This is a genomic window from Aeromonas sp. R1-2, assembly GCF_040908505.1.
Lineage (GTDB): Bacteria > Pseudomonadota > Gammaproteobacteria > Enterobacterales > Aeromonadaceae > Aeromonas > Aeromonas veronii.
The window spans coordinates 1-19,750 of record NZ_JBFODU010000049.1; the positions used below are offsets into that span (position 1 = coordinate 1).

Below are 19,750 nucleotides of genomic sequence, written 5' to 3' on the forward strand. Positions count from 1 at the left end.
TCGATGCTCTTGTCCCCCAGTTTTTGGCGAGCTTGCAGGAAGGCACTGGGGGCGACGAAGGGGCGGTCGCCGGGCAACAGGATATCGAGCTGATTGACCAGCTGAGTCATAGGAACATGGCGGAAGATGGCCATACCGATGATGGCCCAGACCAGACGCTCCATGGGCATACGGCGGCGAAGCAGGGTCACGACATCCTCTTCGGCGAGCAGAGTGGTGATGAGCTCGTTGGGAATGAGGTCGGAGAGTGACTCAAACTGAGCGGCATTACTGGCGTGCAGGAAATCGAGAGCCTGGTCGATACGCATAAAAAATCCGAAACCAATCAACAGGTTTCGGATTTTCACACATCAGAAGGATCGGTCAATGGATCCTTAACTGATCGGCATTATGGCCAGCGGCCACTCATTTTTGGCGGGTTTCCCCTTGGGGATTCAGGAGCCGTAGACAGCCAGAATATCGGTCACTCTGTTGTTGACGCTGTACCCGCGGGCTATGGTGTTGCGGGCCGCCTGACTCATTTTGCTGCGCACCACCCCATCGCTGCGCAGCCAGTAGTTGACCAGCTCCGCCATATCCCGCACATGGCCGGGCTCCACCAGCCAGCCATTGGATTTATGGTCGATCAGATTGACCAGGCCCCCCACCGCAAAGGTACAGACAGGTATGCCGTGAGCCATCGCCTCCAGGGCCACCAGCGGCAACCCTTCAAAGCGGGAAGTGATGCAGAGCAGGTCGATGTTGTGCCACTCATTGGCCATGTTCTGGAAACCATGAAGCTGGACGCGATCACCATACTGCTGCAACAAAGCGCTTTTCATGGGGCCATCCCCGTAGAGATGAAACGCTCCGTCCGGGCAGAAGGCGGCCAGCTGGCAGAACGCCTCCGGCCCCTTTTCCGGCGAGAGGCGGCCGACAAAGGCAATCCGGTTGCCAGTTACCGTAGCCGGCGTCGCAGGCATGGGGACAAAGTTACTGATCACCGTGCTCGGCACAGGCAATTTGCGAGCGATGGGCTCGCTTACTGCAATACACTTCGCAAAACGCGCTGTAGTCCGATCCAGCCAGCTGTAAAACTTCAGCAATCCCTCCCCGTCATCTCCACTGTGAAAAGTCGAGACCACCGATTTACCGGTGAACCAGGCTGTCAGCCGCCCCAGCACCCCGGCCTTGTAGCCGTGGGTATGGATCAGCACAGAAGCAGGCTGGCGGGCCAGACGGCGCATAAAATCGCGGCTGTTTTGGCACACCTCGTAGGGCAAGCTCTGTTGTTTGAGCAGGGTCGTAAAGGGGGTCATGCCGTGGTTGCTCACCAGCACTATTGTGGGGCGAAATCCCCTGGCCAACAGATCGTTGGCCAAGTGGATAATGTGAACTTCTATTCCACCGACCTGACGCGCATCGATGGCCAGCCAGATCTGCTGCATGGGTAACATAAGGCCCTCCTCCCGTGGCTCCATGCCACCTGAAATGAGGCGCTGCATAGAGCGGGCCAGTCAGGCAAAGAGGGGCAGGATCAGGCGCCGGGACAGGCGACCAGCAGGAGGGTCATGTCATCGAGGGCGGCATCATTGATGCGTTCATCAAACCAGCGGGCAATGCGATGAGCCAGTTGCTCAAGACCGGGCCCCGAGGTCAGGCAGATCGCCTTGAGCTGCGCCTCCCAGCGCTGGCGCTCTGCGGCATCACGGCTATCGAGCAGGCCGTCGGTCCAGAACAGCAGGATCTCGCCGGGCTTGAGCTGACGCTCATTGGTCACGAAGTGGGGATCCGGGCGCAAACCGGGCAAGGGGCCGGTCACGCCGACCTGACGGATGGTGCCGGGCCCGACCAGCCAGGGCGCCGGGTGGCCCGCACTGGCCCACTGCACCCGCCCCTCGTTGCCGAGCTCAATACAGAGGGTGGTGAGCAGGGTCGCCCCCAATAACGGATCACTGTGAACCGCATTGGACAAGATGGTCAGCAAACGGGCGGGGGCGCGCTCCAGATCGTGCGCCGTCAGCAAGCCGCGCAGATAACCGGCATAGGCATGGGCGAAGAACTTGGCTTCCGCGTCGTGGCCCATCACATCCCCGAGCCACAACACCCGATCCTTGACCAGCAGAAAGTCACCGCCCCCCACGGTGGCGGCACGGGTTTGCAAAGCCAGCTGGTATCCCCCGATGGAGGTGGCGGGCAATAACGGGCGCAGCGCCGAGGTCATGCGCTGATCCAGCTGCTCGCCCCATTGCGACTTGAGCTGCTGCGAGCGTTGCAGCACCCGCGAAACCGCCAGCAACAGGTCCTGCTTGGTGATGGGTTTGACCAGAAAGTCATCGATCCCCAGCGCCCCCGCCCGACTCTGGGTCCACTGATCCTGATGACCGGTCAGGAAGATAAAGGGCACCCCCTTCATCTTGGGATCCTTCATCAACTGCTGGCGCAGCCCAAAGCCATCGATCCCCTCCATCTCGATATCGGAGAGCACCAGCGCGGGGGGCTGCTTTCCGAGCGCCAGCAGGGCGGCATGGGAGTCGGCATAACTTTCAACCCGGTAGTGCTCATGAAGGTAGGCGGTGAGCAAGGCACGCATCACCTTGTCATCGTCGATCACCGCGATCACCGGCAGCTGGTTGACCGGACCCTGCTGGCGAAGGGTCACGCGATTGCGATCACCGTCGCGAGAGAAGTGCACCTCGGCAAACAGCTGGTGCACCAGCGCCAGTCCGTATCCCCCCTCCTGCAGCTCATCGGGTAACGGCGCACTGGCAAGACCGGGTTGCGGGCCGCCATCATCTTCCAGTATCAGACTCAAACCCGTTTCATCCTCTTTCAGCGTGAGCCAGAGTCGGGTCGCGGGAGGGACTGTGTGTTTGACGCTATTGGTGGCCAGCTCACTGAAACAGAGCAGCCAGTTGGCTTGATCCTTTGGGGAGACCTGAAACAGGGAGAGCCCCTGTGCCAGCCGGTTGCGCAGTTCGCGTACCGACTGCAGGGTTGCCGGAGCAGATCGCAACCAGTCATCCATATCGGGCCTCCATCAGCGGGCGATCAGATCCGGAAATTGAGCAAGGCACTGCGCCGGCACCAGCGCTTGAGCCATTCGGTCACCCGGTTACTGGGCAGCCGGTTGAGCTCGCGCAGGATCTCGCTGGCCAGCCCCGGGTTGAGCTTGTCGTTATAGACAGCGCCAATAAGATTGGCCTCGGCACGGGTCAGTTTATCCACCGCACTTTGTACCACGGTCGTCGGGGTCACCCCCGCCAGTACCACCAGCAGTGCCCCTTCACAGGCCCCACAGACCTGATCGGCCGGAATATTACCCCGATTGAGGGCAGTGAGCGGCGAGGTATCGAAGATCACCACATCGTAATGTTCCAGCCAGCGAACCAGCAATTGGCGCAAGGTATCCTTGTTGCGAAAGGCCATCAGATCCTTACCCGGCGCCGGGAGCAGCGACAAGGAGCGGCCATTGGCCACAGGCTCGGGCACATCATTGGGCCCCCAGGCAACCGCCGGGGCGCGGCCGGGGTGATAGAGGTTGAGATCCACCAGCAGGGTGCGCAGCCCATCCGCTTCCGAGCGCCTTGCCAGCGCATCGCAGATGGAGCTCACCCCCTCTCCCCCTTCCGACGAGGTGACCGCCAGCGAGCGGATCCCCCGGGCGACCGTCGCCGCATAGAGGGATTCGAGCTCCAGATATTGAATGGGGATGCTCATATCAAAGCGTCCCGACCAGGGCCACCACCGAAATCGTGGTCAAAATGTCGCGCATACCATCCATGAAGATGGCCCAGTTGCTGCTTTTGCTATCAGGGATAAAGACGGTGTCCCCTGCGCGCAGCACCGGTAACTGGCTAAAGTCGGGCTCTTTGGCAAAGCCGTCGAGATCGAAGCTGCGGGCCTGATCCCCCTGACCACTGGTAGCCATGTTGATCACCACAATCTTCTTGATATAGGCGCTGCTGGTCGGCCCCCCCGCCTCGGCCAGCAGATCCAGCAGGGTCATGGAGGAGTCAAAGCGGTAGCGACCGGGACGGGCAATCGCCCCCAACACCCGAATGGTGTTCTCCTTGGGCTCGTCGAGCCAGGGGCGATTCTTCTCCGGCAGATAGATGGAGTCGCCGGGCAGCACCTTGGGCAGCAAGGTCTCATCGCCGGTTTCAAAGTAGAGAGCAAGGTCGAGCTTGCTGACCCGCGCAGTGCTGCCACTGCGATGGGCGATACGCACATTGCGCAGATCCGCCGCCGCAGTCGGACCATCGGCGGCCGACAGGATGTCGATAAAGCCCATCTGCTCATTGAAGGCATAGCGACCGGGGGCCCCGACCTGACCGAAGATATAGATGGAGCTATCCGGTGACTGGCGCACCCACTGGGACTTGTTATCACTGGGATCGGTGGGCAGCTCGGGGATCATGATGGTGAATCCGGCCCGGATCTTCGGCAGGCTGGCGAGCGCCCCCCCCTGATGGAGAAACTTGTCGAGATCAAACAGGGTCGGCGTGGCCTGCCCCCCTTCGGCGGTCAGGATCTGCACCTTGGCGATATCGGCCCGCTCGTTGGGGCCACCGGCGTGGGCGATCAGATCCAGCAGTGACATTTCGTCAGACCATTCATAGCGGCCCGGGATCCGCACCGCCCCCATCACCATCACCGCCCGCCCGGGTGCCACTTTCAACCAGGACTTCTCGTTGATATCGGTCTTTTCCGGCACAAAGATGGCATCACCGGGTTTGACTTGGGGCAGCGCCTTTTGCATCCCTTCGGTATAGGCCTGCAAGTCGATGGGTTCGATCGTGCCATCGGTGCGGAGCAAACGGATCTGGCGACTCTCGGCATAGCGGGTCGGGCCACCGGCATTGGCCAGAATATCGAGGAAGGAGTCCCCTTCCCGCCCCTCATAGGCGCCGGGTTTGAACACCTCGCCCATGATGTAGATGGTGCGTGCCCCCCGTTTTATCTGCTCTTCATCCTTGGGCACGAAGATGGTGGCGCCCGGCGCCAGATTGGGCAGCAACTTGTTGTTGCCGGAGTCGAGATAGGCTTTGAGATCGAACAGCTCGGGGGCATCACCATTGATCACCCGGATCCGCTCCACCCCGGCAAAGCGGGTCACACCACCTGCCCGCATCAGCAGATCCACGATGGAGTTGCCGCTCTTGAAACTGAAGGCGCCGGGGCTGTTGACCTCGCCAAATACCTTGATCGCCTTGCCGGTATCGCCATCCCCGCCTGCCGCCAGGGTTGCCGCATCAAAATCAATCTGCACGTTGCCGATCAGCGGAGAGGCGGGTACGAACACCACATCGAGGGATTGCAATGGCGGCAACACGCTGGCATCGCCGGTATCGAGATAACGCTTGTAGTCGAAGCTAGATACCGTGCTGCCGCGCCGCACCTGCATGTTGTTGAGCTGGGCACCGGGCACCAGACCGCCAGCGGCATCGAGGGCCATCTGCACGTTGCCATCGGGCGCCAGATCATAACTGCCGGGTTTTTTGACATAGCCCATCACGCTAATCAGCAGCCGCTTCTCCAGCAAGGTGACGGTCAATTGAGAGAGGTTGTTGTAAACAGGTTTGAGGGCGGTGCGGATCAGTTCATCCGCCTGTTGCAGGGTCTTTCCCCCCACCACGACGTTGCCAACTTCAGGCAGTGCAATCTCCCCCTGCTTGTTGACCTGGAAAGGCTGATCAAAAGCAGGCTCACCGGGTTGCACTATGGCCAACCGATCACCGGGAGCCAACAAGGTGGAGGCCAGTAACGGGCAGGTGAACAACAGCAAGAGAACACAGATCAATCCTTCGAGAGCGCCCCGTTTCATAGACATCCTTTTCGTCTGTTACGTCTGCCCCCATTGGCGTAAGGGGAGCCCTGACCAATCAGCACGACAGCCATCCGCTGTTGTCTGTTGCAGCCGCAAACGTACTTGTTGTAGTGATTGTGCCAACACGGTCTGACGCCAGGCTACATCCGACCAGAGCCGTCCGTGCATATCCCGTTCGATATCAATACGTTGAGATTGTAGTCGTTTCAACTCGGCAGGCATACACCCCTGCAGACTCGCTTGCTTTAATTCCGTCAGTTGCAAGTCGAGTTCCTTCTGACGCTCATCATAACGAGACCAGACCCGCCGTTCATCCTCATTGACCGGAATACGGGTGGGTCTTGCCTCTGCCATGCCGCCATACCCCTCCGGCGGCCACTGCGCACAACCCGACAGCAGAATGGACGAGAGCAGGATACCAAAGCGTTTCATGATGCCGCGGCCATCATGCCACGGGAACGCATATAGGCCTTGATGCTCTCATGGCAGGGGATCACCCGGTCGATATGCAGCATCTCCAGCAGGTCATGGGGTTGACCGGGTCCGCAGACAAGGGCCATCTGATGCCCGTTCATAATCAATCTTTTATAGAGAAATACCAAGGCTCCGATCCCCGACGAGTCGATAAAATGAACATCGCTGATATCGGCCAGGATATCTCCCGGGTGGGTCGAGAGGGTTTCAAACAACGGGCGGAGCTCACTGACGGCCATCGCGTCAAACTCGTTTTCCAGTACCACTACCTGGATATCATTAAGGGTGTAAGTCATGCTTTCCATCGCTAGCTCCTTGTCGATTCTCAGACTATTTGCTGTCACGGCATTCAGCACGTTGCAAATGTTATGCCGAGCAGTGCCACGGCACTTGTTCTCCAAATGATACTCTTTGCGCCTTATTCGCCGACACCCACTCCTCGTTTTGATTGCCAAATTGCAATTAACTTCCCCCGCACGTTGCAAACTGCAATTCACCTTGGCCGAGATCGCCCGATAACAGGCTAAATCACTGATAATTCAAGCCCATTAGACTGGGCCCGATTATTGCTTGCCTTTGGACACACTTCACAAGCCACCGTTGGCTCGGCCCCCATGCCGCCATTTTCCAGGAAGGAGAGATCATGAAAGCAGGCCTTTACATCGCACCACTGCTGGCAGCCCTTTGCAGCACCGCATACGCAGCTCCCTCCCCTGACAGCGCCGTGTTGAAGGTTGAAGGCGCCATCAGCAGCCCCACTCATCAGGCTCTGGCCCTGTGGGACAGCGCCATGCTGGATCAACTGCCGGTACACGAAATCAAAACCCATACCCCCTGGTATGACGAAGCCAAGACTTTTCGCGGCCCGCTGCTGCAAGATGTATTGGCCAAGGTCGGGGCAACCGGCAAACAGCTCACCATTACCGCGCTCAATGACTACTCGGTACAGGTGCCGACAAGCGATGCCGAGCAGTATCGGGTCATCCTCGCCCGCACGATCAATGGCAAGCCACTGTCGGTGCGTGACAAAGGGCCGCTGTTTCTTGTCTATCCGTTCGATCAATATCCCGAACTGCAAAACAAACTCTATTACGGTCGGGCTATCTGGCAGATCAGCGCGATAAAAGTGGAGTAGATCCCATCATGCGTTCCATGGCGGCCAGTCAACGTTTCTTGTTTGTGGTGCTTTGTGTGCTGCTCCTAGCCTTTGCCGGTATTGGTACCATCCAGTACCGGCAATTTCAGGATCTGCAGCGCAGTACCAGCCAGGGCGAAGACAACGTGATGTGGAACTATTTCCAGCTCTATAACGAAGCGCTGCGTTTTCAAAGCTCGCTGCTCCATGAGTCGCAACCGACCTTCCAACTCAGATACGATATTCTGGTCAGCCGCATGGATCTGGTGCTGGAGAGCAAGGATCGCAGCCTGCTTCAGCAAACAGAGATCTACCAGCAGGCAAGCAAAGCCATTCGATCCTACATCTCTCTGGCGGATATCTGGCTCGGCCCGGAAGCCACCAAGCCGCTGGACAATCTTGCCCATCAGGAGCTGCGCCAACAGCTCGCCTCCCTGCTTCCCCTGCTCCATCAGCTGACTCTGGAGGTGAACCAGCAGGCGACCCTGTTTGATGTGGCACGCCGCGACAGCGTGAGGGAGCAGATCATCACGACGACACTCATCGCGACCCTGCAATTTGCGCTGCTCTTTGTGCTCGCTCTGCTGATCTGGCGGCAAATGAATATCTCGTTTCTGCAACACAAACTGATGCAGCAGCTCAATGACAAACTGCTGCGGGCAAATCAGGCGGCAGAGGCAGGCACAAGAGCCAAAAGCAGCTTTTTGGCCAACATGAGCCATGAAATTCGCACACCCATGAATGGCATTCTCGGCATGCTTTCCCTGCTGGCCGACCGGGATATGGATCCGAGGGAGCGAGACTATCTGGAGACGGCGCGGGAATCGGCAAACCATCTGCTCGGTCTGCTCAACGACATTCTGGATGTATCCAAACTGGAAGAGGGCAAGATCGAGCTGCAACTGGCCCCCCATCACTTGCCCCAGCTGCTGGAGGATATCCGGGCCCTGATGCAAAGCAACTGCGATGCGAAAGGGATCAAACTGACCCTGACTGTTGCCCCCGATACGCCGGAGTGGTTGATGATCGACCCGCTGAGGGTGCGCCAGATCCTCTTCAACCTGGTGAGCAATGCCATCAAGTTCACCCATCAGGGGGAAGTAAAGATCCACGTTGATAGCACCCTGTTGGAGCAGGATCGCCACTCGATACGCATCTCGATCCAGGACACCGGGATCGGCATGAGCAAAAGTCAGCTAAAGAACCTGTTTCAACGTTTCGCCCAGGCGGATGTCTCGATCACCCGCCAATATGGTGGATCGGGCCTGGGACTTGAAATATCCCGTAACCTCGCACGCCTGATGGGTGGCGATATCTCGGTAGAGAGCAGCGAGGGACATGGCAGTACTTTTACCTACATCTGGCCCGCCAGAGCCACGACCCCCTCGATTGTTTGCCTGCCGTCCAAGCCGCTGGATCAGGAGAGCTATCGCATCTTGCTGGTTGATGACAATGCCACCAACCGCAAGGTGATCGGCGCCATGCTCGACTCCGTGGGCCATCAGGTCACATTGGCCGTTCAGGGAGAAGAGGCGCTGGAGAAACTGGGTCACACCGAATTTGATCTGGTGTTGATGGATGTCCAGATGCCAGTGATGGATGGCCTGGTGGCCACCACCCGGATCCGCACCTCCCAGATGCCTTGGGCAAATATCCCCATCATCGCCCTGACGGCTGATGCGATGCCGGAATCCAAGCAATACTATCTCTCCCATGGCATGAACGGGTATATCACCAAGCCCATCAATAAAGAGACGCTGCTAAGCGAGATAAACAGACATATTTCCCATGGTCGGCTCAAATACAACGCCACCCTGCGTGTCACCAAGCAATAACCCCCCCCTGATTCCGGGCTACTGATTGCTCATGTGGGGCAACATTGACCTCTGCAGGCAACTGAATGGGCTTGGGTCTGGAACCCACGCAGGCAAGCCGCTTCGCAACAGCTGCACGGGCCGTCGGCTTGTCTCGGGTATGCAGAGATTTTTTGATCTGTACAGATCTAGTAATCCCCTCCCTACAACGTCCAGACCAGAGTGAATGACTATATTTATGTTTTTAATGCATCAATAACCACTCTTAATGCGGGTGAAACATTCCGGTGGGGATAATAGAGGTACAGACCAGCCAAACGGTGACTATAGGGTTTCAATACCTGGATTAAGATGCCGCGCTCAAGTTCATCGCTCACCAATTCCTCTGGCACATAGGCCAGTCCCAGCCCCATTTTGGCAGCAGCCGCCTCCATATAACTGTCAGAGAAGACCCACTGCCCCTGTGGTCGATGCTTAATCGCCTTCCCCTCTTGCCACAGATCCCATTGATAGAGGCTGCCATCGGCAAATTGGTAAGCGATACAGGGATGTCCAGCCAGATCGGCAGGCGCCTGGGGAAATCCGTATTGAAGAAAATGATCTGGTGTGGCTACCATCACCATCTCCAGATCGGGCGTAATGCGCACGGCCACCATCCCCTCATCCACCTCGTCACCCAGCCGCACGCCAGCATCAAAGCGCTCATCGATGATGTTCACGAAGCGGCTTTCACTGATGAGTTCCAGCCGAATATCGGGATAACGCTGCCTGAAGATGGTCAGCTTGGGAAGCAGCACCTTGTCGATGGCATGTTGGCTGGCGTTGATCCGTACCGTGCCTGAAGGGGTATCACGATAGTGGGCGAGCGTGGCCAGACCCGCATCAAGGGACTGAAAACAGCCCTGCGCCGTGCGGTACAACTGCTCACCCGCTTGGGTTAAGGAGAGGCTGCGGGTGGTGCGCATAAGAAGCTGCACCCCGAGCCGGGCCTCAAGATCCCGAATCGTTCGGCTGACCCCGGACTGGGCAAGCCCCAACCTAGCTGCGGCCTTGGTAAAACTCCCTTCCCGAGCGACCAGCATAAAGACGTGGAGATCGTTGTAATTCTCGCGGCCTGTCATTTTGTTCACCCCCTATATTCCTGTCCGCCACGACCTGAGTCAGGTGCGCGTCAGACGTCTTAATTTAGAACAAATAAGCATTAATGTTATCAAAAAACCGCCTCTAATCATCACTATTCGTTCTAACTAGACTGTGTGTCGTGGTTCACAAAACCAGCCCTCCACCACCAGGACCACGCATCAGAAATCCGATTTCGAGGAACTTTGCCATGAATGTTCTCCCCAAGAAACTGACAGCTATCGCGTCTACCCTGCTGCTGGGCGCCGCATTAACCGGAGTCTCTACATTGAGTCATGCCCAAACAACCAACCCCACTGAACCTGTCTCCATGGTCACCCAATGGGACAAGACCTTCACCCAAAGCGACAAGGTCGATCATCGCAAGGTCACCTTCAAGAACCGTTACGGCATCACTCTGGTGGCTGACCTCTATCTGCCGAAAAACCGGGGGAAACGCCAAGCTGGCGGCCATTGCTCTGAGCGGCCCATTTGGTGCCGTAAAAGAGCAGTCGAGCGGCCTCTATGCCCAGACCCTGGCTGAGCGTGGTTTTGTCACGCTGGCGTTTGGCCCCTCTTACACCGGTGAGAGTGGCGGCCAGCCGCGTGATGTGGCCTCGCCAGACATCAACACCGAAGATTTCAGCGCCGCCGTCGATTTTCTCGGCCTGCAAAAAGAGGTCGACCGCAACCGTATTGGTCTACTGGGGATTTGCGGCTGGGGTGGCATGGCCCTCAATGCCGCCGCTGGCGACACCCGCATCAAGGCGGTGGCAACCAGCGTGATGTATGACATGAGCCGGGCCATGGGGCATGGGGTGGGCGATGGCAAGGATCGATATTCCACCGCCGATCGCCGCGCCGTGCTGGCATACCTGAATGAACAACGCTGGAAAGACGCGGAAAGTGGCACCTATGCCCATAGCAATCACGACCTCTATGTCGATGACAAGGGAAATGTCACCGCTGCCGCCCGCACCCTGCCAGAGGTTCTGCCGGAAAACCCGCACCCGGTACTCAAGGAGTTCTTCGATTACTACCGTGTACCGCGTGGTTTCCATGCCCGTTCGGTGAACTCCAACGGGGCCTGGACCACTACCATGCCGCTGTCATTCATGAATATGCCGCTGCTGAGCTATGCAAGCGAAATATCCATTCCCACCCTGATCGTGACCGGTGAGCAGGCTCACTCTCGTTACTTTGCCGAAGATGCCTTCAAGGCCGTTGGCAGCAAGCAAAAAGAGCTGGTCGTTGTGCCTGGCGCCAATCATGTCGACCTGTATGACAACCAGGCTGGCAAGATCCCGTTCGCCAAGTTCGAGCAGTTCTTCAAGACCAACATGAAGTAAGCGTCGAAAACGCGGCGGCCTCTTCGCCGCGTTTTCTCACTGGTTTCGACGCCACCATTCACGTCACATAGGGAGAAGCTCAATGATCAGAGGAGTGTTTGTTGGCGCGATGGCTCTGTTGCTGGGGGTGACCAGCACCGCAACCGCTACAAGTACTGAGGCTCAGAACAAGGCAGATAGTATGAACATCAAGATGACGATAGCCGGCCAGATCATCAAGGCCACCCTGGAAGATAGTCACAGCGCCCGGGACTTTTTTGCCATGCTCCCCCTGACGCTGTCCCTCGAGGATTACGCCGACACCGAGAAGATTGCTTATCTGCCCCGCAAATTGACCACACAGGGCGCCCCAAAAGGCATTGACCCGAACGTGGGGGATCTCACCTATTACGCCCCGTGGGGCAATCTGGCGATCTTCTATCGGGACTTTGGCTATTCGACCGGACTGATTAAGTTAGGGCGCATTGAATCGGGTCTCTCCCACCTGACCATAACCTCGGCCGCCAGCATCACGATCGAAGCAATCGAATAAGCCCATATTTCACTTTCAGGTCATGCCATGAACGTAACATCGTTATCATCACATACACCCGCTGTCGTCAACGAACACTGGTCTGCGGTTGCCGCCATGTCCCTGTGTGTGGCACTGCTCATTGCCGCTGAGTTTATGCCGGTCAGCCTGCTGACGCCGATCGCCACCGATCTAGGTGCCAGCAATGGCATGGCCGGTCTTGCTATTGCCATCTCCGGCCTGTTTGCCGTCCCGACCAGTTTGCTGATCGCCCCCCTCTCTCACAGGCTGGACCGACGTCATGTGCTCATGGGGCTAGTCGTCGTGATGCTGACCTCTTTAATCGTGATCGCCCTTAGCCCCAACTTTACCGTGTTGATGGTGGCACGCGCTCTGCTCGGGATCGTCATCGGCGGGTTTTGGGCATTGGCAACGGCCACCATCATGCGTTTGGTCGGCAGCCAATCCGTCCCCAAAGCGTTGGGCATCCTGTATACCGGCAATGCGGTCGCGACCGCCTTTGCGGCCCCCATTGGGAGTTACCTTGGAGGGCTGATCGGCTGGCGGGGCGTGTTCTGGCTGCTGGTACCGTTGGGAGTGATCAACCTGCTGTGGATGGTACTTTGCCTGCCTTCCATGCACTCCCAAGCACGCCCGCAAAGCGCATTTCGCCTTATGCGAAGGCCCAACGTCGCCATTGCCATCATGGGCGTGACGCTGACCTTTGCCGGCGCCTTCAGTGCCTTTACCTATTTTCGCCCCTTCCTGGAGACACGCACCCAGGTCGACCTGCCACAACTCTCGGCGCTGCTGCTGGCTTTGGGGCTGGCCGGTTTTGTCGGCACCACAGCGGTAAGCATGCTGCTGCGCCGTCATCTTTACCGGATGCTGCGCTGGTTGCCACTGGTGCTAGGCGTTATCACCCTGGCGCTGCTGGCGGTGGCGCATCACTTCTGGAGTGTGGCCCTGATGCTGATCCTCTGGGGCGCCCTTAACTCCGCCATTCCGGTCGCCTGGTCAGCCTGGATCACCCAGGGCATCTCAGATTCACCCGAGAGCGGTGGAGGCCTGATGGTGGCAGCTATTCAGCTGGCGATCACGTTGGGGGCTGCCGTGGGGGGGTGGTTACTGGATTCCCTCTCTATCAGGGCCACCTTTATGGGCAGTGCCCTGTTACTGACCGCCGCCTCCATGGTGGTCGGCAATGGCAGCCGACTAAGGCCCGTCACGCTTGACCAGTAAGTTGACCCATCCGTTAGCAAATCCATTCGCCATCGCACAGTGCAATTTCACCCAGCGCCTTGATGAAGTAGCCGATGTAGCTCTTCTGGTTGCTGAGCTCTTTCGGTGCCCAGGAGAGGGCCTTCTCTTTTTGATAGCGGTCACACGAGACCGACAACAGCGGAGCAAGCGGTTTGGCCGCCGGAACAGCAGGCTTGATATTCGGCTGAGGTTGAGGGTTATCTGGCTCGCTTGTGGGTTGCAGAACTGGCTGAGCTTTGGAACGCACACAGGCAAGCAGCTTGGCCACCTTGTTACGTGCACAAAGTTTGTCTCGGGTATGCAGGGATTTTTTGATCTCTTTACGACGACCACAGGGGAGCGTGGTGACTTTCCGGTAATACCAGATGCCGTGGGGACTGAGCCAGAGATTCATCGATGAGCACCTCGTCGTCCACACAAAGTGGATGACCAAGGGCTTTAGGAAGCTAACTTATTGAATTGCATAAAAAGTGGTGGCCCTACCAGCCACATCCCGGCACTCGAGTCCCCCGCCTTGGCTGCTACCTTCCGGTCCTGACCAGGTCGACGGGTTATCAATGCGAGAGGACCAATAGGACCACCGGCGAGGAGAATAGGCAAACTGGGCGTTCAATGCAACGGCTTTCTACCCTCCAACAGATCGTTTGCCTTATTTTTCAACAATCTGCCGAATGAATCAGCTAAACAGCATAAATTTCGCCCCTACCAGCAGCATCAGCAGGGCAAAGGCCTGCTTGAGGCGTGTGGGGGACAGGCGGTGTGCCAGCTTGGCGCCAATGCGGGCGAACTGGGTACTGGTCAGCACAATGCCCAGCAGGGCGGGCAGATAGATGTAGCCCACACTCCACTCGGGCAGATCGGCATGATCCCAACCCGCATAGAGGTAGCTGAGGCTCCCCGCCAGCGCGATGGGCATGCTGCAGGCTGCAGAGGCCGCGACCGCATTGCGCATGGGCACCGAGTTCCAGCTCAGGTAAGGGACGGTGAGCGAGCCACCGCCAATACCAAACAGCGCAGACATCCAGCCAATGATGGTACCGGCGATGCCTGTGCCGAGCGGACCCGGCATATGGCGTTCCGCTTTGGGTTTAAGGTTGAGCCCCATCTGCAGCGCCATGCTCCAGGCGAAACAACCGATGATGATATTGAGGGTGCTGGTGCTGAGCAGATTGGCGGTCATGCCGCCAAGCCAGCCCCCGATCAGCATGCCGGCGCCGAGTCGGCGGATCATCACCCAGTCGACGGCGCCCGCCTCCCGGTGGGCCCGCAGCGAGCTGAATCCGGTAAAGATCATGGTGGGCAACGAGGTGCCGAGGGCAAGATGGGTAATGATTTCAGGGTCGATGCCCTGGGCGCGAAAGGTCATGACCAGCACGGGGACAATGATAAGACCGCCGCCGATCCCGAACAGTCCCGCCAGCATACCGGCAAAGGCGCCCAGCAGGAGGTAACCCATAAACAGCATAAAAATTCCTGTGTTAAACAAAAACTGGCCAACACGGCCGGGCAACAGTGGATATCTGCATGAAAAAAAAGAGATGGCGCGAGGGCCATCTCTTCATTGTGCCGGTTAGTGCAGTGGAATGGTACCGTCCATCACCTTGTAGAAGGCCAGCACGGCACAGCCGAGCAGGGCCGCCGTCATCCCCTGTTCCAACCGGTTAAGGCCACGCAGACCGTGATGCTGACGCGCCTTCCAGTAGATGAAGATGCCCGGGCTGTAGAGCAGCGCCACCAGCAACAGGTACTCCACACCGGCTGCGTAGACCAGCCAGCAACCGTAAACCGTCGCCACCAGGGCCAGCAGCAGGTCACGCTTGCGCTGATGGGGTTGACCCTGATAGGTCTCCCCTTTCAATGCCAGCTTCAGGCCATAAGCGCCCGAAAAGACGTAAGGCACCAGCGCCGCCGAGGTTGCGATGTTGACCAGCGCCAGATAGGTGCTGCTCTGGAAGTAGATGATGATCAGGAAGATCTGCACCAGACAGGTAGAGCACCAGAGGGACACCTGCGGCGAGCCGTTCTTGTTCTCCTTGGCAAACCAGCCCGGGAACACACCGGTCTTGCCCGCGATGTAGGGCACTTCAGCGGCCAGCACGGTCCAGCTGAGCAGAGCACCCATCACCGACACCACCAGACCGATGTTGATAAGCCAGGCGCCCCAGGGGCCGACCACGGCCTCGAGGATCATGGCGGTCGAAGGGTTCTTGAGCGCCGCCAGTTGCGGCTGGCTCATGACACCCAGCGAGAACAGGGTCACCATCACATAGAGTGTCAGGGCGCCGAGCAGCGCCAGCACGGTGGCACGGCCCACATCCTTGCGATGACGGGCACGGGCAGAGACCACCACGGCCCCTTCAATCCCGATAAAGACCCAAAGGGTCACCTTCATGGTGGACTTGACCTGATCCATGACGGAGCCCAGCTCCATGTTGTTCTGGCCCCAGATATCCAGAGTGAAGGTATCCATGTTGAAGGCCAGCAGGATCGCGACACAGAAGACGATGAGCGGCACCATCTTGGCGATGGTGGTGACGATATTCACCAGCGCAGCGACCTGCACCCCGCGCAGCACCAGCGCATGCACCGACCAGATCAGGATGGAGGCCAGCGTGATGGCCACCGGCGTATTGCCGTCACCGAAGATGACGTTGTCAGGCGTATCGAAGAAGTAGCTCAGGGCGCTGAACACTACGATGGCGTAGGAGACGTTGGCCAGCAGTTGGCAGAGCCAGTAACCCCAGGCGGCGTTGAAACCGATAAAATCGCCGAAACCGGCTTTGGCATAGCTGAAGATACCGCCATCGAGATCAGGGCGGCGCATGGAGAGGTTCTGATAGACCAGCGCGAGACAGATCATGCCAAGACCGGTGATGGCCCAACCCAGGGCGACCGCCCCGGCACTGGCATGCGCAGCAATGTTTTGTGGCAGACTGAAGACCCCGGCGCCGACCATGGAGCCGATCACCAGCGAAATGAGGGCGCCCAGCCCTAGTTTCTTGTCCATTTCAATCCTGTTTATTTAGGCGGCGGCAGAGCGTCCGTATTCATACTGCACGCAATATGGGAGGGGCTGGGAATCCTGACCCCGTGAAAAAGGCGGCAACTATATTGCATGACTATTCCGACCGCAATCCCTCGTCCCGTCAATCATGCACCGCCTTGACCGCGCGCAATTTTACAGCACTGACCCATATGGCCTGTGAGCTGGCTCAAATTAACCAAGACCCATTGATATTTCTCATTTTTCTGCCAACACAACCTGACTCGCATGGTTCCTATGCATTGCCATTCAGGCGCTCTCTGTATAAATAATCTGCATAAAAAAGCCCCGGTGGAAACACCGGGGCCCATGATGTAAATCCCTATAAACGCAAACCGCCATCCAGTTCTATCATCCTTCCCGACAGATAGTCGTTGGCAAAAATAAAGCTCACCGTCTCGGCCAGCTGTTGCGCCTCGCCAAGGGTGCCGACCGGAATGGCCTGCTGCATCCGCGCCATCGCCTCCGGCTTCATCGCCGCCGTCATGTCGGTGGCAAACACCCCGGGGGCAATCCCCATCACCCGAATGCCATGGCGCGCCAGCTCCCGCGCCCAGGTCACCACCAGCGAAGCCACTCCTGCCTTGCTGGCGGCATAGTTGCTCTGGCCAATATTGCCGGCGCGGGCGATGGAGGAGATGTTGATGATAACGCCCCCCTGCCCCCCTTGCGCCATCAGCGCCGCCCCCTCGCGACCGCAGAGGAAGGTACCTGTGAGGTTGACGTCAATCACGCTCTGCCACTGGGCCAGCGTCATCTTCTCCACCAGCTCACCCTCTTTCACCTTGATCAGCATGCCATCGCGCAAAATGCCGGCGCAGTTGATAAGACCGTGCAGCACGCCAAAACGCTCCTTGATGCCAGCAAAAACCGACTCAACCTCGGCTTCGCTCGCCACATTGCAGACAAACAGCTCGCACTGACTATCTTGATCGCACTGATCATTCTGACTGCGCACCAGAGCTGCGGTCGCCTCCAGATCGGCGCGATTGATATCGAGCAGCGCCAGCGTCGCCCCCTGTGCGCCCAGGGCCAGCGCAATGGCCCGTCCCAAGCCACGTCCAGCGCCGGTAATAACGATGACCTTATCTTTGATATCCATCAATGCTCCTTGTAGCTGGTCGAAGAGAGATGCCTTGAAGAGAGGTGGCCCGTCAGGCGGGATCCTGTTTATCCAGATAGAGTTCGACGATGCTGGAGAAATCGCGGCTCCCCTGCCCCTGAGCGGCATGCAGGTTGAACAGGTTTCGCGCGAGCGCCCCCATCGGCACAGCGCTGTGGCCATGCTCGGCCAGCGCCATGGCCAGCCCCAAATCTTTCACCATCAAACGGGTCATAAAGCCCCCCTGATAGTTGCGGGCGGCAGGGACATTCTCCATCACCCCGGGCCAGGGGTTGTAGCGCTCCAGACTCCAGTTGTTGCCGGAGCTCTTGCCCATGATGGTGGAGAGCACGGCGGGATCCAGTCCCTCCTTCACCCCGAGGGCCAACGCCTCGGCGGTACCCGCCATATGGATCGCAAGCAGCATGTTGTTGCACATCTTGGCGATCTGCCCGGCGCCCAGCGTCCCTGCGTGAAACAGGTTCTGCCCCATGCAGGCGAGCAGAGGTTTCGCCGACTCGAAATCCGCCCTATCGCCGCCAACGATAAAGGTGAGCGTCCCGGCGGCCGCACCGGCGACACCGCCCGAGACAGGGGCATCGATAAAGCGCAAACCACGGGCGCGGGCCGCCTCCCCGACCTGACGGGCAGAGTCGACATCTATGGTGGAGCAGTCGATCACCAGTGCACCAACCGGCAGGGCTGCCAGCAGATCCAGCCCCTCAGACAACCAAAGGTCGCGCACATGCTCCCCCGCAGGTAGCATGCTGATCACCACCTCGCAGCCGGTCACCGCCTCACGGGCATCCCCCGCGGCGATGCAGCCAGCGGCGATAGCGCGCTCAATGTTTTGGGCAACCAGATCAAACACCTGCACCCTGTGCCCGGCCCTGGCCAGATTGGCCGCCATGGGCGCCCCCATGTTGCCGAGCCCGATAAACCCTATCCTTGTCATCCCGCTTGCTCCTTGCGTTGCTGATGGCGGCGTGCGACGGTTGCCAAGATGTTATTCCTTGCAGGCCAACGGATTACGCCCCTGCGGCCAGCGATAGAACTCATTCAGCCACTCCCCCTCCGGTGGCAACTGTTGCCAGCGGGGATCTTTATCCTTGTCGATCAGCAGTGCCCGTACCCCTTCCACAAAATCCCCCTTCAGCACGCAGTTGACCGAGAGGGTCAGCTCCTCGGCAAATACCTCTGCCAGTGAGTTGCGGCGAGCCTGCCAATATTGACGCCACAAAATGGCGCGACTGATGGGGCTGCCGGTGCGGCAGAGCTGCTGCGCCTGCTGGAGTACCGCCTCCTGTTCATCGAACTGAGCCTCGAACAACCGATCCAATACCCCTTGCAGCGTGCGCCCCGCCAGCAGGGCATCGACCCTCTGTTGATGGGGCAACAGCACTGGCGCAGGCAACTGGGCCACCACCTCACCATGCAACCCCCTGAGCAGCTGATCGATCTGCTCACGGGGATCACCATTGCCAGTCCAGTCGAGTACGGCGAGGCGTGACAACAGCGCACTGCGCTCGCCACTGGCGATGGCGTGATCCGCCAGCCCAAGACCGATGGCATCACTCCCGTTGAAGCGGGCACCTGTCAGACCGAGCCAGAGCCCCAGCCGCCCCGGCATCCGGCTTAAAAACCAGCTTGCCCCCACGTCGGGGTAGAGGCCTATGGTCACCTCCGGCATGGCGAACAGGCTCTTTTCGGTCACCACCCGAAAATCGGCACCGGCAAACAGGCCAATGCCGCCCCCCATGCAGATACCGTCCGCCACGCAGATCAGGGGCTTGCGGTAAGAGTGGATGTGGTGGTCGAGCCGGTACTCCTGCTCGAAAAAGTCGCGGGCATATTCGAACAGTTCCGATCCGCTCGCCTCCTGCTTGCGGTAATAGAAGGAGCGGATATCGCCACCGGCACAAAATGCCTTCTCACCCGCCCCCTGCAGCAGCACACAGACGATGGCGGGATCCTGCTCCCAACGGGTCAGCGTCTGTTGCAGGATCTGGATCATCGGCAGGCTCAATGCGTTGAGAGACGCAGGGCTGTCGAGGGTCAACACCCCGACCTGATGACCATCTTCGGTGGGATAACAGCTAACCTTGACCGGCTCACTCATAAACAGCTCCAT

20 protein-coding genes and 1 other RNA gene are annotated in these 19,750 nt (G+C 58.6%); 6 read left to right on the plus strand and 15 right to left on the minus strand.

Annotated features, from left to right (window positions below; genetic code table 11):
* The 7 genes from AB5Y76_RS16790 to AB5Y76_RS16820 form a co-directional block, all read right to left on the minus strand.
* The coding region (locus AB5Y76_RS16790) for a transposase domain-containing protein (protein ID WP_368177765.1) at positions 1-308 on the minus strand (308 nt) is incomplete at its 3' end.
* A 126-nt stretch (positions 309-434) separates the two neighbouring features.
* Positions 435-1,436: a glycosyltransferase family 4 protein gene (locus AB5Y76_RS16795; protein ID WP_263717745.1), complete on the minus strand. Its 1,002-nt coding sequence runs from the start codon at positions 1,434-1,436 to the stop codon at positions 435-437.
* A gap of 80 nt (positions 1,437-1,516) precedes the next feature.
* Positions 1,517-3,007: a SpoIIE family protein phosphatase gene (locus tag AB5Y76_RS16800; RefSeq protein WP_263717746.1), complete on the minus strand. Its 1,491-nt coding sequence runs from the start codon at positions 3,005-3,007 to the stop codon at positions 1,517-1,519.
* A 23-nt stretch (positions 3,008-3,030) separates the two neighbouring features.
* Positions 3,031-3,699 (minus strand): tyrosine-protein kinase family protein, encoded by a 669-nt coding sequence (locus tag AB5Y76_RS16805; protein WP_040068147.1) that lies wholly within the window; start codon positions 3,697-3,699, stop codon positions 3,031-3,033.
* 1 nt (position 3,700) lies between these two features.
* Positions 3,701-5,806, minus strand: a complete 2,106-nt coding sequence (locus AB5Y76_RS16810) for an SLBB domain-containing protein (protein WP_167572627.1) — start codon at positions 5,804-5,806, stop codon at positions 3,701-3,703.
* An 18-nt stretch (positions 5,807-5,824) separates the two neighbouring features.
* A complete protein-coding gene (locus AB5Y76_RS16815) occupies positions 5,825-6,241 on the minus strand; it encodes a hypothetical protein (protein WP_005351415.1) in 417 nt (138 codons plus the stop codon).
* Positions 6,238-6,588 carry an STAS domain-containing protein gene (locus AB5Y76_RS16820; RefSeq protein WP_005333409.1) on the minus strand — a complete coding sequence of 117 codons (351 nt, stop codon included), beginning with the start codon at positions 6,586-6,588 and terminating at the stop codon, positions 6,238-6,240. The genes AB5Y76_RS16815 and AB5Y76_RS16820 overlap by 4 nt, the downstream gene beginning before the upstream one ends.
* A 338-nt stretch (positions 6,589-6,926) precedes the next feature.
* Between AB5Y76_RS16820 and AB5Y76_RS16825 the strand changes: the two genes are divergently transcribed.
* Positions 6,927-7,418 (plus strand): molybdopterin-dependent oxidoreductase, encoded by a 492-nt coding sequence (locus AB5Y76_RS16825; protein ID WP_201910093.1) that lies wholly within the window; start codon positions 6,927-6,929, stop codon positions 7,416-7,418.
* 8 nt (positions 7,419-7,426) lie between these two features.
* Positions 7,427-9,253: an ATP-binding protein gene (locus AB5Y76_RS16830; protein WP_236357271.1), complete on the plus strand. Its 1,827-nt coding sequence runs from the start codon at positions 7,427-7,429 to the stop codon at positions 9,251-9,253.
* Positions 9,254-9,468: 215 nt separating this feature from the next.
* Here AB5Y76_RS16830 and AB5Y76_RS16835 read toward each other — a convergent pair whose 3' ends face one another.
* Positions 9,469-10,353 carry a LysR family transcriptional regulator gene (locus tag AB5Y76_RS16835; protein ID WP_263717776.1) on the minus strand — a complete coding sequence of 295 codons (885 nt, stop codon included), beginning with the start codon at positions 10,351-10,353 and terminating at the stop codon, positions 9,469-9,471.
* A gap of 209 nt (positions 10,354-10,562) precedes the next feature.
* Between AB5Y76_RS16835 and AB5Y76_RS16840 the strand changes: the two genes are divergently transcribed.
* The 4 genes from AB5Y76_RS16840 (at position 10,563) to AB5Y76_RS16855 (ending at position 13,453) form a co-directional block, all read left to right on the plus strand.
* Positions 10,563-10,895, plus strand: coding sequence for a hypothetical protein (locus tag AB5Y76_RS16840; protein WP_263717748.1), 333 nt, complete (start codon positions 10,563-10,565; stop codon positions 10,893-10,895).
* 67 nt (positions 10,896-10,962) lie between these two features.
* Positions 10,963-11,700: an alpha/beta hydrolase gene (locus AB5Y76_RS16845; protein ID WP_263717749.1), complete on the plus strand. Its 738-nt coding sequence runs from the start codon at positions 10,963-10,965 to the stop codon at positions 11,698-11,700.
* Positions 11,701-11,782: 82 nt separating this feature from the next.
* Positions 11,783-12,232 (plus strand): cyclophilin-like fold protein, encoded by a 450-nt coding sequence (locus tag AB5Y76_RS16850; protein ID WP_263717750.1) that lies wholly within the window; start codon positions 11,783-11,785, stop codon positions 12,230-12,232.
* A 96-nt stretch (positions 12,233-12,328) separates the two neighbouring features.
* Positions 12,329-13,453 carry an MFS transporter gene (locus AB5Y76_RS16855; protein ID WP_263717751.1) on the plus strand — a complete coding sequence of 375 codons (1,125 nt, stop codon included), beginning with the start codon at positions 12,329-12,331 and terminating at the stop codon, positions 13,451-13,453.
* 13 nt (positions 13,454-13,466) lie between these two features.
* Here AB5Y76_RS16855 and AB5Y76_RS16860 read toward each other — a convergent pair whose 3' ends face one another.
* From AB5Y76_RS16860 to AB5Y76_RS16890, 7 genes are all read right to left on the minus strand, one after another.
* The gene (locus AB5Y76_RS16860; protein ID WP_263717752.1) at positions 13,467-13,868 is read right to left on the minus strand and encodes a hypothetical protein; all 402 of its coding nucleotides are present in this window, start codon (positions 13,866-13,868) and stop codon (positions 13,467-13,469) included.
* A gap of 83 nt (positions 13,869-13,951) precedes the next feature.
* An RNA gene (gene ffs / locus AB5Y76_RS16865) (signal recognition particle sRNA small type) lies at positions 13,952-14,048 on the minus strand.
* Positions 14,049-14,150: 102 nt separating this feature from the next.
* Positions 14,151-14,939 carry a sulfite exporter TauE/SafE family protein gene (locus AB5Y76_RS16870; protein ID WP_005360120.1) on the minus strand — a complete coding sequence of 263 codons (789 nt, stop codon included), beginning with the start codon at positions 14,937-14,939 and terminating at the stop codon, positions 14,151-14,153.
* Between the two features lie 105 nt (positions 14,940-15,044).
* Entirely contained in the window at positions 15,045-16,481 is a 1,437-nt protein-coding gene (arcD, locus tag AB5Y76_RS16875; RefSeq protein ID WP_005336921.1) for an arginine-ornithine antiporter, read from the minus strand.
* Between the two features lie 358 nt (positions 16,482-16,839).
* Positions 16,840-17,619 carry an SDR family oxidoreductase gene (locus AB5Y76_RS16880; protein ID WP_123172940.1) on the minus strand — a complete coding sequence of 260 codons (780 nt, stop codon included), beginning with the start codon at positions 17,617-17,619 and terminating at the stop codon, positions 16,840-16,842.
* A 52-nt stretch (positions 17,620-17,671) separates the two neighbouring features.
* Positions 17,672-18,574, minus strand: a complete 903-nt coding sequence (mmsB, locus tag AB5Y76_RS16885; RefSeq protein ID WP_263717765.1) for a 3-hydroxyisobutyrate dehydrogenase — start codon at positions 18,572-18,574, stop codon at positions 17,672-17,674.
* A gap of 51 nt (positions 18,575-18,625) precedes the next feature.
* Positions 18,626-19,738, minus strand: a complete 1,113-nt coding sequence (locus tag AB5Y76_RS16890; RefSeq protein WP_263717766.1) for an enoyl-CoA hydratase/isomerase family protein — start codon at positions 19,736-19,738, stop codon at positions 18,626-18,628.
* Between the last annotated feature and the right edge of the window lie 12 nt (positions 19,739-19,750).